Raw genomic sequence first — 14,529 nt, forward strand, 5'->3', positions numbered from 1 at the left:
CCTCGCCCGAAGCCCTCCGTCTGCCCCACCCCGGCGCGGCCAGGGTCGGACAGACGCTCTACTTCGGCAGAAAAGTCAGTAGACGACTACCGGGGTGCCCGACGGCGCTCCCCACGTGTCCCAGATCCAGTCCATCGCGCTGTTCGACACACGCACGCATCCGTGCGACGCCGGGAACGCGGGCACCGACGCCGAGCCGTGCACCGCGATGCCGCCGGTGAAGAACTTGGGCCGCCACATGTCGCCCAGCTCGAGCGTCGACGAGTGCATCCCGTTCACCTCGCGGAACACGGCGAACGACCCGCGCGGCGTGTACGCGGTGTAGGTGGCGCCCTTCGCCTCGTACGTCTCCCCGTTGCCGGACGACGCGTTGATGATCTTGACGACCTTGCCGTTCTCGACGGCCAGCACGAGCTGCCGGTCGACGTCTATCTCGAGCACCTTGCCCGACGACGTCTGCGCCTTGGGCACGACGCCGTCGTCCGCCGCGTTCTGCGTGGCGTCACCCACCACGCCGTCGCGGTACAGGCCACCCGCCTTCTGCAGCGCGAAGATCGCCTGCTGCGTCTCGCCGCCGTACGCCTTGTCGACGGAGGTGACGAAGTAGCCGAGGTCCTTCAGCCGCTGCTGCAGCTTGCCCACCCGGGCGCTGACCTCGCCGTACTCGATGTAGTCGGGCTTCTCGGGCTCCTCCTTCGGGTCCTTGTCACCCCCCTTGCCCTCGGGCTTTCCCTCACCCTGCGACGTGCCGTCGCCCGGCTCGGACGATTCGTCGCCCTCGTCCTCGCCGGGCTTCGCGGTGCCGTCGCCGGCGTCCTCCCCGGCACCCTCGTCAGCGCCGTCGCCGCTGGGCTCGGACGACGGCTCGCTCGCCGAAGCCTCCGGCTCCGGTTCCTCGGCGCTCGGCCCCGGGCTCGGGGCGCTCTCCTCCGGGCTGGGCGAGCTCGTCGCCGGCGTGTCCACAGGTGGCTGCTCGCCGCCGTCGCAGGCCGACAGCAGGCCCACCGTCAGCGCGACCGCGCCCAGCGAGCCAAGGACCCTCTTACCGACTGCCGTGCCCACACCAGGGGCCGGCCTGCCGTGCATTACCCGCATCGTGACTCCTCCTCGACTGCACCTTCTGGGGTGGTGGTGCAGTACCGCACTCGCGAGACGACGTCGTCCCCTCGCGAGTGTCCTGTATCTCCCACTGACGCGCGGGTGTCCACGATGGTTGCGTCGGTCGATCGTCACCCAATCGTGATCGCCACCCGATGGCGGTCGTCACCCGACAGTCACAGTGCCGCCCGCAGGGAGCGCGTCCAGGGTGTCAGCGGGATCAGGAGCCAGCAACCACGCGTCGACGCCGGCCAGGAGCCGTTCCTTGGTGCTCGACGACGCCCGGCTCGCCCGGATCGACGACGCCGCGAGCCCGGCGAGCTCCGGATCGGTGAAACCGTGCGCGCTCCGCGCGATCTCGTACTGGTCGACGAGCCGCGATCCGAACAGCAGCGGGTCGTCGGCGCCGAGCGCCACCATCGCCCCCGCATCCACCAGGGTGCGCAGCGGCACCTCGCCCGCCTCGCTGTACACGCCGAGGCCGATGTTCGAGCCCGGGTTCACCTCGAGGGCCACACCACGGTTCACGATCTCGTCGAGGAGCCGCTCGTCCTCCGCGGCGCGCACGCCGTGCCCTATCCGGTCGGGAACGAGCTCCCGCATGACCTCGCTGATGTGGTCGGGTCCCAGCAGCTCGCCACCGTGCGGCACGGCCGCGAGGCCGGCGCGGCGCGCGATCTCGAAAGCGTGCCCGAACTGGGACGTGTCCCCGCGGCGCTCGTCGTTCGACAGCCCGAAGCCCACCACCTCGCCCACGCCGTCGCCCGCGTACCGGGCGGCGAGCCGGGCGAGCGTGCGCGCGTCGAGCGGATGTCTCATGCGCGACGCCGCGATGATCACGCCCACCTCGATGCCGTGAGCGGCGCTCGCGGCCTGGGCGGCGTCGATGACTATCTCGACGGCGGGGGTGATACCGCCCACGAACGGGGCATAAGAGGTCGGGTCCACCTGGATCTCGAGCCGGCCGGAGCCCTCGGCGGCGTCGTCCGCCGCGGCCTCGTCGACCAGGCGGCGCATGTCGGCCTCCGAGCGCACGCAGGCGCGGGCGGCGTCGTACAGGCGCTGGAAACGGAACCAGCCACGCTCGGTGGCGGGCAGGCGCAGCGGGTCGTTGTCGATGAGCGCTTCGGGCAGCCGGACCTGGTACGCGGCTGCCATGTCGACGAGCGTCGGCACCCGCATGGATCCGGTGAAGTGGAGGTGGAGGTGCGCCTTGGGGAGGAGTGCGAGGTCGCGCATCTGCGTAGTCTGGCAAAGCGGTGCTCCGGCGGCAGCCGGGAACGTGATACTCCGCACTACTCACACATCCCGCCGTCCATCTTTGGTGTGCGTGCGCTCCGCTCCGTATCCTGAGAAGAACATGCCCCAGATAGCCGAAATGACTGATTTACTCGATGCGCAACCACGGACACCGGTGAACCAGTGAGCGAAGAGACCACGAGCGAGGACAACGCCGCAGAGCATTCGGTGCACGTCGTTCTCGGCGGTAAGTACGAGCTGGTCGACGTTCTCGGCACTGGCGCAACGTTCACGGTCTACGAGGCGCAACGTGTCGCACCCCCTGCGGGTCCGGAGCCCGCGGCGAGCGGCGACGGCGACACCGGCGCCGACGGAGAGACCGGCGCCGACGGAGAGACCGGCACCGCTGAAGCAGACGCCAAAGAGCCCGACGCCGAAAAGCCCGACGCCGACGAGACCGACGCCGACGAGGCCGACGCCGACGAGGCCAACGCCGACGAGGCCGAGTCCGGCGGGACGTCCGACGACGAGACGTCCGGTGCCGACGACGCCGACGCTGCGGACGCCGAGACCACGACAGCTCCCGCGGACGCCGAACCGGACGAGCCCGAGGTCGACCTCGACCAGCCGCTCGTGGTCAAGGTGCTGCACCCCCACCTCGTCGACGACCAGAACGCCCGCGACTCCCTGCGACGCGAGGTCGAGGCCTCGGCGCTGGTGGACCACCCGGGCGTCGTGAAGGTGCTGGACTCGGGCGAGGACGACGTCGCAGGCGCGAACGTCCCCTGGACGGTCATGAACCGGATGCCGGGCGTCTCCCTGTCCGACCTCGCGGGCGACCACGGCCTGCCCTGGCGCGACGCGCTGGCGATCGTCGACGGCCTGCTGGAGGCGCTCGGCGCCGTGCACGCGGCAGGTCTCGTGCACCGCGACGTCGCTCCCCGCAACGTGATGGTCGACAAGCAGGCCGACGGCACGTACGTCGTCGGGCTGCTGGACCTCGGGCTCACCCGGCCCGCGGGTGGCGACGGTGACGGCGCGACGGTGGCCGGTTCCGTCATCGGGATGTCGCCGGAGCAGGCGCGGGGCAAGCCGCTCGACGCGCGCAGCGACATCTACGCCGTCGGTGCGCTCGCGTACTACACGCTCACCGGGCACGCGCCCTACGAGCGGGCGCAGGCGGAGGACGTCCTGCGGGCGCACGTGAACGCGCCGGTTCCTGCGGCCTCGGCGCGCCGTGCGGCCGTTCCGGCGTCCGTGGACCGCCTCGTGTCGCGTGCGATGGCCAAGGACCCGGGGCGCCGGTTCCCCACCGCCGAGGCGATGCGCGGGACCGTGACGATCCTGCTCGGCGGCCCCGCCGGCCGGCTCGGAACCAGCGGCGAGACCATGCAGCTCGGCGTGGGCGCCGGCGGCACCGAGGTGATCGACCCGGTCCTCGGTGCGGGGGCCGGCTCGGGGACCATGAAGCTGGGCCAGGTCGACGAGGGCACCGACCGGACCATGATGGTCGGCGCCGTGGGCGCCGCGGCCGTCGGAGCGGGTGTCGCAGGGGCGGCAGCCGCTGCCGGGGCCCAGGGTGCGTCCGGCGCGGCGCCGACCATGGTGTCCGCACCGCCCTCGGTAGGGCCGCCTCCGATCGGCCCCTACCCGGCGGTGCCAGAGGAGGAGCGGAAGTGGTGGCACCCCCTGACGACCGGGCGCGGCCGCGTGATCACGATCATCGTGTTCGCGCTGCTCGTGCTCGGCGGTGCAGGTCTGGTGATCGCGAACATCCTCAACAGCCAGGGCACGCCGACTCCCACGCCGACCGTCAGTACGATCACTGACGATCCGACGCCGACTCCGTCGTCGTCGCCCGTCCCGAGTCCGTCCGACAACAACGACGACGAGTTCACGCCGACGCCGACACCGACGCCGACCCCCACGCCGACGCCGACTCCCACCCCGACGCCGACTCCCACCCCGACGCCGACGCCGTCTCCCACCCCGACGCCGACGCCGACCCCGACCCCCACGCCGACCCCCAGCCCGGAGGTGACGCCTACCGACGAGCCGGTCGAGCCGACGGGCGAGCCGACCGACGGGGGAGAAGCGGGCGGCGACCCGTCGGCGCCCGCCGACGGCGATGGTCGCTAGGCCGCTTCCCGGGGCGGGGCGGCGACCGGCGATCAGGCGATCCAGCCCCGCTCCCTGGCCACGGTCACCGCTGCCGTCCGGTCGGCGACACCGAGCTTGGCGAACGCCCGGATGAGATGCGTCTTGACCGTCGCCTCCGTGATGGACAGCTCGCGCCCGACCTGTGCGTTCGACCGGCCGAGCGCCACGAGCGCGAGCACCTCCGCTTCTCGGGCAGAGGGCCGTTCCGCAGAGCTGCGTACTGAGCTGACCAGGCGTGTCGCCACGCTGGGGGCCAGCACGGTCTCGCCACGGGCCGCCGCACGAACCCCAGCGACCAGCTCGGCGCGGGGCGTGTCCTTGAGCAGGTAGCCGGTTGCCCCGGCCTCGACGGCGCGCAGGATGTCGGCGTCGGTGTCGTAGGTGGTCAGCACCACTACGCGGGGTCCGGTGCCCACTATCCCTGCGGTCGCGGCCACGCCGTCGAGCACCGGCATGCGCAGGTCCATGAGCACGACGTCAGGCCGCAGCGACGCCGCGAGGGCCACTGCCTCCTGCCCGTCGGCGGCCTCGCCGACCACCTCCAGGTCGTCCTCGACGCTCAGCATGCCCGCCAGGCCCGACCGCACCACCGGATGGTCGTCCACCACCAGCACCCGGATCATCCCGCCACCCCCCGTGTCCTCTCGTGTTCTCCGGCAGCGGTGCGTGCCGCCGGGCCGACCTGCCCATCGACCGGTACCCGGGCGCACAGCGTGGTGCCGCCGTCGTCCCCCGGCCCGACCGCCAGCGTGCCGCCCGCCGACCGTAGGCGCTCCCGCATCCCCGCCAGCCCGAACCCGTCGACGGCTTCCGCGTCGAACCCGCGCCCGTCGTCGGACACCGTGAGCGTCACCTCTCCCTCCGCCTGCCCCAGCCGCACGACGACGGAGCGCGCCCGCGCATGCCGTCGCACGTTCGCGAACGCCTCCTGCGCTGCCCGCAGCAGCACCACCTCGACGGTCGGCGACAGCGACCCGACCCGGTCCGTCTCCACGGCCACCGCAAGAGCGGTCTCCTCGGCGAACCGGCTACCGAGCCGGCCGAGCGCCTGGGGGAGCGACGCGTCCTGCAGCGCCACGGGAGCGAACGCCGCCACCAGGGCGCGGGCCTCGGCGAGGTTGTCGCGGGCCGTGTCCTCCACGACGTGCAGCCGCTCGCGCACCGCGGCGTCGTCCCCGATGTCGAGGGCCGCCGTCGCGGCCTGCGCCTGCATCACCACGCTCGTGAACCCCTGGGCGAGCGTGTCGTGGATCTCGCGGGCCAGGCGCTCGCGCTCGGCCAGGACCCCCGCCTCGTGGCTGGTCAGCGCCAGCTGCTTCTGTGTGGCGTGCAGCTGGCCGAGCAGCCGCACCTGCTCCTCGGCCCGGCGCATCGCCACGTGGAACCACAGCCCGAGCCCGATCGCGAACACGAGGGTGACCAGCATCTGCGGCACCACCTCGCCCATGACCGCGACGTCGAAGTCGTACTGCGACGAGATGCCGACCGACACCGCCGCCGTCAGGGCGACACAGCCGACCACACCGTGCCGTATCGACTCCAGGAGCATCCAGACCTGCGCGAACGCGATGAACAGCAGGAGCGACGCCACACCGCCCTGCGACACCGTCACCCCGGTGCCGGCCACCAGCACCACCAGGTACAGCACGGCCGGCCGCTGGTCCCGGGTCCGGGCCGCCCGCGCGCCCCACAGCAGGTAGGCCAGCACGATCACGCCCATCGCCGAGTACGCGACGGCGAGCTGCGTCCCCCGCGTGCCGTCCAGCGCCAGCGCGACGGCGGTCAGCGCGATGATCACGCCGAACGCGGCGTCCCACCACCGCACCTGGTCCTCCCACCCGGCGTACAGGCGCTCCAGGCCCTGGTCGCGGTCCGCCTCGCCCTGGTCGCCCGCCGTCTCGTCAGCCGTCATCGTGCCGCCGCCACCGGAACGTCCGTGTGCCGATCACGAGCCCCACCACCAGCCATGCCGCCAGTACAGCAGCCGTCGTGCCGGACTGCCAGGCCCCGGACGGCTCCGCCGCGGCGAAGGCGTCCGGCAGGAACACCGACCGCATGCCCTGCGCTATCCACTTGAGCGGGAACAGGGACGACAGGTCGATCATCCAGCCGGGCAGCTGACTGACCGAGAAGAAGACCCCGGACGTGAACTGAAGGACCAGGAGCGGCGTGACCACCACCGCGCTCGCGGACCGCCCGGAACGGGGCACCGACGAGTAGGCGACCCCGCACACGGCCCCTGCCGCCGTGCCGAGCACGAACACCCAGGCGAACGTGGCCCAGCGTCCCGGGTCGTCCGGCAGCGGGACGTCGAAGACGAGCGCCGCGACCGCGAGCAGCAGTGCCGTCTGCGCGAGCACGGTGACCAGCGACAGGAACACCTTGCCGAGAAAGTACGACGTCGCGGGCAGCGGCGTCGCACGCAGACGCTTCAGCGTCCCGTCGTCCCGCTCGACGGCTATCGACATGGCGAGCGTCTGGTACGTCGAGAGCATGACGCCCGTCGCGACCATGCCGGGCAGGAAGTACTGCGCGAAGCTGAGCGTGACGCCGTCGGCGACGATCGGGTCGTCATCGCCGAACACCGTCGCGAAGATCGCGAGCATGACGATCGGATAGGCGAACCCGAAGACCACCGAGTCGCGCTCACGGACGAACTGCAGCAGCTCGACGCCGCCGCGCACCAGCCCCAGGCGAAGCACGCCGGGCAGCCCTCTCTTCGGTCGGTCGAGCTCGTCGGGACCCCGCCCCTCGAGCACCTCCCGCTGGTCGAGCCTGTCGAGCCCCGTCCCCTCCGTCGCGCCCATCACGCCGCCTCCCTGCCCTGGTCGTCGATATCGATGCCGTCAACGGGTGCCTCGCCGATCAGCGAGAGGTACACGTCCTCGAGCGTCGGCCGGGTCACGGCCAGGCCGGGCACCTCGCCGTCGGGTCCGGCGCTCGCGATCAGCCGGGCGACGGCGGCCGTCGGCCGGTCCGTCCGCTCGGTGCGCCGCACGCCGCCGTCGTCCCATGCGACGACGGGTGTGCGGGCCTCGGAGCCGCCAAGGGTCTCGGGAGTGCCCGAGGCGACCACCACGCCGTCACGCACGACCACCACCCGGTCGGCCAGCTGGGCCGCCTCGTCGAGGTAGTGGGTCGTCAGGAGGATCGTGGTGCCGTCGTCGCGCAGGCTCGTCACCAGGTCCCAGAAGGATCTGCGGGCCTGCGGGTCGAACCCGGTGGTGGGCTCGTCGAGGAACAGCAGCTCGGGCCTGCCCACGATGCCGAGCGCCACGTCGAGCCGGCGCCGCTGCCCGCCGGACAACCCGCGCGTCCGCGCCCGGGCCTTTTCCGCGAGCCCCACTGCCGCGATGACCTCAGCGGGGTCGCGCGGGTCCGGGTAGGACGCCGCGGCGGCCCGCACCTTCTCCAGGACGGTGAGCTCGCTCATGTCCCGCGAGTCCTGCATGACGACGCCGATCCGGGCCCGCCAGGCGCGTCCGGCGTGCCGGGGGTCCTCGCCGAGCACCGCCACCTCGCCGTCGTCGCGGTCGCGGAAGCCCTCGAGGATCTCGACCGTGGTGGTCTTGCCCGCGCCGTTGGGCCCGAGGACCGCCACGATCTCGCCCGCGGCGACGTCGAGGTCGAGACCCGCGACGGCGTCCTTGTAGCCGGCGCGTGTGTTGCCGTAGCGCTTGCGGAGGCCGCGTACTCGCACGGCCAGAGGGTCGGAGGTCTGCATACCGTCGAGCATGCTCTCGCCGACGTCCCTGGCGGGACGCCCGTTCGGCTGCACCTGCTGTCCACCGTTCGATGGACACCGGCCCGGCGCGTCGTCGCTGGTCGAGCCCTCGTTGGTCGAAGTTGTCGGGACCCCAAGGGTCCGTCAGGAACGAGTTCGACCTACAGCGTTGGGTACCGTACAGTTGTGCCTCGGTGATCGATCCTCACCCGAAGTGGCGTGCCTCCCCGGAGGCAGTTGTTACCTTGGCAGAGGCATCGAACGCAGAGGGTAGTGGCGCAATTGGTAGCGCAGCGGTCTCCAAAACCGCAGGTTGCAGGTTCGAGTCCTGTCTACCCTGCCAGCGTGAACCCCAGCGGGGCCGCGCGCAGCGGGCCCACGTGAGTGGACCTGGCAAGCCAGTCCGCGCCAGCCGGCGCGCCGGGCCACAGGAGTGGGGTAGCAGTGAGCGACACCGAGGTGATCCAGAGCGCCGCGGAGCGTCCGAGCAAGGGCGGCGGCAATATCTTCGCCCGAATCGCGCTCTTCGTGCGCCAGGTGGTGGCCGAGCTCAAGAAGGTCGTCTCGCCGACGCGCTCCGAGCTCATCACGTACACGACAGTGGTGCTGGTCTTCCTGATCGTGGTCATGTTCTTCGTGGTGGTGCTGGACTACGCGTTCGGCATGCTCGCCGGCTGGGTCTTCGGCTGACCCGGTCCTCCGCGACGGCACGTTGACGCAGCCGTAGACGACCTCGACCACGGTCGGTGTCGGTCCGGGTGCGCCGGACAAGCAGATGGGGCACGCTGCGCAGTACTTCGCTGTGACCGTTCTCGCCTGTTGCTGATTGTCGCTTCGCGGCACTTTCGCGCGACAATGGGCGAACACAGCTCGTAGAAGTACGCACACACGTGCCGGGCGCAGCCCCGGCGCACGAAGAGAAAGCAGGTTCGTTTCGTGTCCCAGGACTCTCTGGACCAGACGGAGAACGTCTCGCCGTCCGACGGCGACGATGCGGCCGTCGACGCGCCCCTGGACGCCGAGAACGCCGACGTGCCTGCGGACGCCGAGACTCCGGTCGACACCGACGCCGAGACCACGGACGAGAGCGAGGTCGAGGGCGTAGCCACCGACGAGCGCACCGTCGACGCCGACGGCGACGTCATCGTGGACGAGGCCGAGGAGTTCAAGCGAACCCTCCGCGGACAGTCCGGCGACTGGTACGTCATCCACTCGTACGCGGGTTACGAGAAGCGCGTGAAGACCAACCTCGAGAACCGCATCCAGAGCCTGAACATGGAGGACTACATCTTCCAGGTCGAGGTTCCGATGGAAGAGGTCGCCGAGATCAAGAACGCGCAGAAGAAGATCGTGAGCCGGGTGCGGATCCCCGGTTACGTCCTCGTGCGCATGGACCTGACCGACGAGTCGTGGGGCGCCGTGCGGCACACGCCGGGCGTCACGGGCTTCGTCGGGCACACGCACCAGCCGGTGCCGCTGAATCTCGACGAGATCTACTCGATGCTCGCGCCGTCCATGCTGCAGCAGCCGGCACAGGCCGGCCAGGCGGCAGCCGGTGGTGGCGCGTCGACCGGTGGCAAGGCCCCGGTCCACGTGGACTTCGAGGTCGGCGAGTCGGTGACCGTGACCGACGGTCCGTTCGACACGCTGCCCGCCTCGATCTCCGAGATCAACGTCGAGGCCCAGAAGCTCAAGGTCCTCGTCTCCATCTTCGGCCGGGAGACCCCGGTCGAGCTGGGGTTCAACCAGGTCGCCAAGATCTGATCGTTCGTCCCTCAGCATTTGCAACCGGGTCATCGCCCACGGCGTCGGCCCAACCGAACAGAAGGTAGAAAAGCATGCCCCCGAAGAAGAAGGTCTCCGGCCTCATCAAGCTGCAGATCAACGCCGGTGCCGCGACGCCGGCCCCGCCGATCGGCCCCGCGCTCGGTCAGCACGGCGTGAACATCATGGAGTTCTGCAAGGCGTACAACGCCGCGACCGAGTCGCAGCGCGGTAACGTCGTCCCGGTCGAGATCACGGTGTACGAGGACCGCTCGTTCACGTTCATCACCAAGACCCCGCCGGCCGCAGAGCTGATCAAGAAGGCCGCCGGTGTGCCCAAGGGCTCGCCCACGCCGCACACGGTCAAGGTCGCGACGATCACGAAGGCTCAGGTCCGCGAGATCGCGACGACCAAGCTGCAGGATCTGAACGCGAACGACCTCGACGCCGCGTCGCTGATCATCGCGGGCACCGCCCGCTCCATGGGCATCACCGTCTCGGAGTGATTCCCTCCGGGGTTGCTTCCAGCCCCGGACCGCACGAGGTGACCGGCGGACGTCGTCGGTCACCACAGTGGCAGGGCCGACAGGTCCGCTACGACCACAAGGAGAGAAAACATGGCAAAGCGCAGCAAGGCGTACCTCGCCGCCGCGGAGAAGATCGACAGCGAGAACCTGTACTCGCCGCTCGAGGCCATCCGCCTGGCCAAGGAGACCGCCACGGTCAAGTACGACGCCACCGTCGAGGTCGCGTTCCGGCTGAGCGTGGACCCGCGCAAGGCGGACCAGATGGTCCGCGGCACGGTCAACCTGCCGAACGGCACGGGTAAGACCGCCAAGGTCATCGTGTTCGCCAACGCCGCCAAGGCGGAGGAGGCCCGCGCGGCCGGTGCCGACGAGGTCGGTGGCGACGAGCTGATCGAGAAGGTGGCCGCCGGCTACACCGACTTCGACGCGGCTGTTGCCACGCCGGACCTCATGGGCAAGGTCGGTCGCCTCGGTAAGGTGCTCGGTCCCCGTGGCCTCATGCCGAACCCGAAGACCGGCACCGTGACGATGGACGTGACCAAGGCTGTCACCGACATCAAGGGCGGCAAGATCGAGTTCCGCGTCGACAAGCACGCGAACCTGCACTTCATCATCGGCAAGTCCTCCTTCACGGAGGCGCAGCTGCTGGAGAACTACGCGGCCGCGCTCGACGAGGTCCTCCGCCTCAAGCCGTCGTCGTCGAAGGGTCGCTACATCAGCAAGGCGACCATGGCCACGACGATGGGCCCCGGCATCCCGCTGGACCAGAGCAAGACCACCAAGCTCCTCGAGGAGCTCTCGGCCTGAGCCGAGCTCTCCTGAGCGCAAGAAGGCCCGCATCCCGCAAGGGGTGCGGGCCTTCTTGATTTGGGTTCAGCAGGATGTATCGAACGCGACGCTCGCCCCTCTTGTCTGATGAGCGGCATTGAGCCGACGTGCGCCGAGGAGAGGGGAGTGCCTGATGGGCACAGTGTTCTATCTCCCCGGATCCGCAACCCCCGCCGTACACTCGGTTGGTCCAAGTGGTTCACGTCCGACACCGGACGTGGAGACATCCGCCAGCAGAGAATCCCGTGGTGCAATGACAGGATCAAGGGAGGCCCTGCCCGACGTCGACGGGTCCGGGCTCACGCTCGGCGATCGCGCTGCGATCGCCTTGACCGAGTACCGCGAGGGCAACCACCAGGCGCTGGGTGATCTGGTCCGCGAGGCGACGCCGCTGCTGTGGCACACGGTCCGCGCGCAGGGCGTCGAGCACGACGCCGCCGAGGACGTGGTGCAGAGCACCTGGGTGGCCCTCGTGCGCCACGCGGACTCGATAGCCGAGCCGAAAGCCGTGCTGAAGTGGCTCCTGGTGACGGCGAAGCGCGCCGCCTGGGAGGCCGTGCGCAAGCACCGTGACGACGAGAAGCGCCGCACCGAGCTCCCGGACGACAGCCCTGAGCACCCGATGGCCCTTCCCGCGAAGGATCCGCTGCCGGACGACGAGGTCCTGCGCGAGGAACGCGATCGCATCCTGTGGATGTCGCTCCAACAACTACCCGGACGCTGCCAAGAGCTGCTGCGTCTGGTTTCGCTCGCCGACCGGCCGGACTACCGGCACATCTCGGCGGCGATCGGAATGCCGATGGGTTCCATCGGCTCGACTCGTGGCCGCTGCTTGGCGAAGCTGCGGACCATCCTCGACGAGCAGGGGGACTTCTCGTGGACGTGACGCCGGAACCGAACAAGGACGAAGAGGCCGTGGGGGACCTCTCGTACGACCCGAAGGGCATGCTCGACGCCGATGACGGGGCTGTGCTGACCCGTCTTGCCGAGCTGGTCGACGCGGTTGACCCGGTGCCGAGCGACCTCGTGGAGCGCTCGCTGTTCGCGATCACGCTGGCCGGCCTGGAGGCCGACCTCATGGAGGCCGTCTATCTCGACGCGCCGCTCGCAGGCGTCCGGGGGGCCGCCGCCGCAGCGCGCGCAGACGACACGGCGCCTGCCGAGGCGAAGACGATCACCTTCACGCACGACTCGCTGACCGTCATGATCAGCCTGTCACCGGCCGCCGGGGGTCGGGTACGGATCGACGGCTGGGCCGCTCCCGCGGCCGGGCTTGACGTGGAGCTGCACCGACCGGGGGCCGACGTCGTCACTGTCGCCTCCGACGAGGACGGCCGGTTCGCGTTCGACTCGGTCGAGCGCGGCCGCGCGAGCCTGGTGGTGCGCAGGACCGACGGCGGTGGCGGTGCGGTGAGCACGCCGGTCATCGAGCTCTGAGCTCCGGAACATTTGAATCTCTGAAATCACCGACCCGGCTGTGGGGGCGCGGCGGGGTTGGCCGAGTGCGCCTATCGATGGAGAGGTAATGCTGTGAGTGAGCCGATGCCTGAGGGAATGCACGTCCGGGACCACACCGGAGGGTGGCGGCCGGTCCGGGAGCTGGACCCGGCCACGGACCGGCTCCCCGGTGGGCGCGTCGCGCCGACGCGTTACGTGCGGGACCGGGTGATCGTCCGCGGTGACTCGGAGGGCGGGCACAACGCGCTCCTCGAGATGATCACTGCCCGTGCCCGCGAGAACGGTGTCACCGTCACGACCGGAGAGTTCCAGCAGGCGCCGTCGCGCGAAGGCGGCGACATCGTGGGCGCCCGGCCCGACGTCGAGGTGCGGCTCGACGACGTGCGGGACGACTGGGACGCGCTCGGGCTGCTCGCTGCGGTGGCGGAGGAAGCGGGCGACAACCGCAGGCGGGTGTCGCTGGACCACGTGGTGATGGGACATCGGCAGAGCGGAGGTTTCGGGGACCCGGACAAGCGGGTTCCTGCCGTGTATCCGGGAAGTGCTCCCGTTCGCGCGGCCGACGGAGTCTCGCCCCTTGTCACGCGGGAAGGCGTCGACCGGCCCGTGGTGGCGATCCTGGACACCGGGATCGGGCGACACCCGTGGTTCGACGAGCCCGGCACCGCGGTGCTTCGCGACGTGCAGCTGGATGGCAGCCCCATCGGGACCTATCCCGAGGAGGACATCGATGCGGAGCGCGAGGGGCGCAGAGATGGTGGGGCGTCCCACCTGGACCCGTACGCCGGGCACGGTACCTTCATCGCCGGCGTGGTCCACCAGGTCTGCCCGGACGCGGCGCTGCTTCCGGTCCGCGTCTACGGCGGGGACGGTACGGCCTCCGAGTGGGACTTCGCCCGGTCGGTGGAGCGGCTCCTGGAATTCCATCTGCGCGGACTCGCGGGCGTTCCCGGGCACTTCCCCGTCGACATCGTGGTGATCGCCAGCGGCTACTACCTGGAGCACCCCGAGGATGACGACGACTACGAGGGTCTCTACCGCGGCAGGCTTCGTGACCTGCGCCGGGCAGGCGTTCTGGTGGTGGTGTCGGCCGGGAACGACGGATCGACCCGCAAGACCTTTCCGGCGGGCTGGGCGCCGCCCGTGCGCCGGACGAGCGGCGGGGTAATCCCTGGTGACGTGCACGATCTCTGCCCGGACTACACGCCGTTGATCGGTGTGGCTGCCTCCAACCCCGATGGGACCTTGGCCGACTTCAGCAACGACGGCCCCTGGATCGCCGCTGTGCGCCCCGGCGTGAATGTCCTGAGCGCGATGCCCACGACGTTCGACGGCGCCGGCGAGGGTAGGCGGTCGGCGGACGGCCTGCGTTATACGGTCGACCCGGACGACTTCACGCAGGGCTTCGGGACCTGGAGCGGCACGTCGTTCTCGTCGCCGTATCTCGCGGCCCAGCTCGCGGCGGAGATGCTTGCACATCGGTCGGCCGGCCAGCCGCCGGCGTCTGACGCGCAAGGTCGTGTCAGCGATGCCTGGCATGCTGTGACCCGGGTCGGGGATCTCTACGCGGAGGTGCCCGGAGTGCCGGTGTGAGGTTCTGATCGGGGGGCGCGTTGGGTACGGCGGAGCTGGAGGCTCTAACCGAGCGGTTCGAACGGGCGCGGGAGTGGAACGTCCGTGCCCGACCGCGCCGCGCTCGCCGCGAGTTCCGTGCGCTTCTTCGCGATCTTG

At 70.6% G+C, this 14,529-nt stretch carries 14 protein-coding genes and 1 tRNA gene; 9 read left to right on the forward strand and 6 right to left on the reverse strand.

Features of this window, described 5'->3' with window-relative positions; translation table 11 throughout:
- Positions 1-75 precede the first annotated feature (75 nt).
- Together AB0I32_RS23140 and AB0I32_RS23145 are read right to left on the reverse strand one after the other, a co-directional pair.
- Positions 76-1,095: a L,D-transpeptidase family protein gene (locus tag AB0I32_RS23140; protein ID WP_357510348.1), complete on the reverse strand. Its 1,020-nt coding sequence runs from the start codon at positions 1,093-1,095 to the stop codon at positions 76-78.
- A gap of 168 nt (positions 1,096-1,263) precedes the next feature.
- The gene (locus AB0I32_RS23145) at positions 1,264-2,337 is read right to left on the reverse strand and encodes an adenosine deaminase (protein ID WP_357510350.1); all 1,074 of its coding nucleotides are present in this window, start codon (positions 2,335-2,337) and stop codon (positions 1,264-1,266) included.
- 183 nt (positions 2,338-2,520) lie between these two features.
- On the opposite strand from AB0I32_RS23145, the gene AB0I32_RS23150 reads away from it, so the two are divergent.
- Entirely contained in the window at positions 2,521-4,476 is a 1,956-nt protein-coding gene (locus AB0I32_RS23150) for a serine/threonine-protein kinase (RefSeq protein ID WP_357510352.1), read from the forward strand.
- A gap of 32 nt (positions 4,477-4,508) precedes the next feature.
- Here the strand turns inward: AB0I32_RS23150 and AB0I32_RS23155 are convergent, their stop codons facing one another.
- From AB0I32_RS23155 to AB0I32_RS23170, 4 genes are all read right to left on the reverse strand, one after another.
- The gene (locus tag AB0I32_RS23155) at positions 4,509-5,120 is read right to left on the reverse strand and encodes a response regulator transcription factor (RefSeq protein ID WP_357444003.1); all 612 of its coding nucleotides are present in this window, start codon (positions 5,118-5,120) and stop codon (positions 4,509-4,511) included.
- Positions 5,117-6,409, reverse strand: coding sequence for a sensor histidine kinase (locus AB0I32_RS23160; protein ID WP_357510354.1), 1,293 nt, complete (start codon positions 6,407-6,409; stop codon positions 5,117-5,119). Before AB0I32_RS23160 ends, AB0I32_RS23155 begins: the two co-directional genes overlap by 4 nt.
- Positions 6,399-7,181: an ABC transporter permease gene (locus AB0I32_RS23165; protein ID WP_357510406.1), complete on the reverse strand. Its 783-nt coding sequence runs from the start codon at positions 7,179-7,181 to the stop codon at positions 6,399-6,401. Before AB0I32_RS23165 ends, AB0I32_RS23160 begins: the two co-directional genes overlap by 11 nt.
- Before the next feature lie 122 nt (positions 7,182-7,303).
- On the reverse strand, positions 7,304-8,221 hold the full coding sequence (locus AB0I32_RS23170; RefSeq protein ID WP_357510357.1) for an ABC transporter ATP-binding protein: 918 nt from the start codon (positions 8,219-8,221) through the stop codon (positions 7,304-7,306).
- A gap of 267 nt (positions 8,222-8,488) precedes the next feature.
- Here AB0I32_RS23170 and AB0I32_RS23175 point away from each other — a divergent pair.
- From AB0I32_RS23175 to AB0I32_RS23210, 8 genes are all read left to right on the forward strand, one after another.
- A tRNA-Trp gene (locus AB0I32_RS23175) sits at positions 8,489-8,564 on the forward strand.
- A 101-nt stretch (positions 8,565-8,665) separates the two neighbouring features.
- A complete protein-coding gene (gene secE, locus AB0I32_RS23180) occupies positions 8,666-8,911 on the forward strand; it encodes a preprotein translocase subunit SecE (protein ID WP_357510359.1) in 246 nt (81 codons plus the stop codon).
- Positions 8,912-9,157: 246 nt separating this feature from the next.
- Positions 9,158-9,985 (forward strand): transcription termination/antitermination protein NusG, encoded by an 828-nt coding sequence (gene nusG, locus AB0I32_RS23185; protein ID WP_357510361.1) that lies wholly within the window; start codon positions 9,158-9,160, stop codon positions 9,983-9,985.
- Between the two features lie 74 nt (positions 9,986-10,059).
- Entirely contained in the window at positions 10,060-10,491 is a 432-nt protein-coding gene (gene rplK / locus AB0I32_RS23190) for a 50S ribosomal protein L11 (RefSeq protein WP_116673573.1), read from the forward strand.
- 111 nt (positions 10,492-10,602) lie between these two features.
- A complete protein-coding gene (gene rplA / locus AB0I32_RS23195; RefSeq protein ID WP_357510363.1) occupies positions 10,603-11,319 on the forward strand; it encodes a 50S ribosomal protein L1 in 717 nt (238 codons plus the stop codon).
- A 274-nt stretch (positions 11,320-11,593) separates the two neighbouring features.
- Complete coding sequence (locus AB0I32_RS23200; RefSeq protein WP_357510365.1) at positions 11,594-12,226, forward strand: sigma-70 family RNA polymerase sigma factor; 633 nt, start codon at positions 11,594-11,596, stop codon at positions 12,224-12,226.
- Positions 12,217-12,777, forward strand: coding sequence for a hypothetical protein (locus tag AB0I32_RS23205; RefSeq protein WP_357510367.1), 561 nt, complete (start codon positions 12,217-12,219; stop codon positions 12,775-12,777). The genes AB0I32_RS23200 and AB0I32_RS23205 overlap by 10 nt, the downstream gene beginning before the upstream one ends.
- 93 nt (positions 12,778-12,870) lie before the next feature.
- Entirely contained in the window at positions 12,871-14,391 is a 1,521-nt protein-coding gene (locus tag AB0I32_RS23210) for a S8/S53 family peptidase (protein WP_357510369.1), read from the forward strand.
- Positions 14,392-14,529 lie beyond the last annotated feature (138 nt).

It is taken from the genome of Promicromonospora sp. NPDC050249, from assembly GCF_040656015.1.
GTDB lineage: Bacteria > Actinomycetota > Actinomycetes > Actinomycetales > Cellulomonadaceae > Promicromonospora.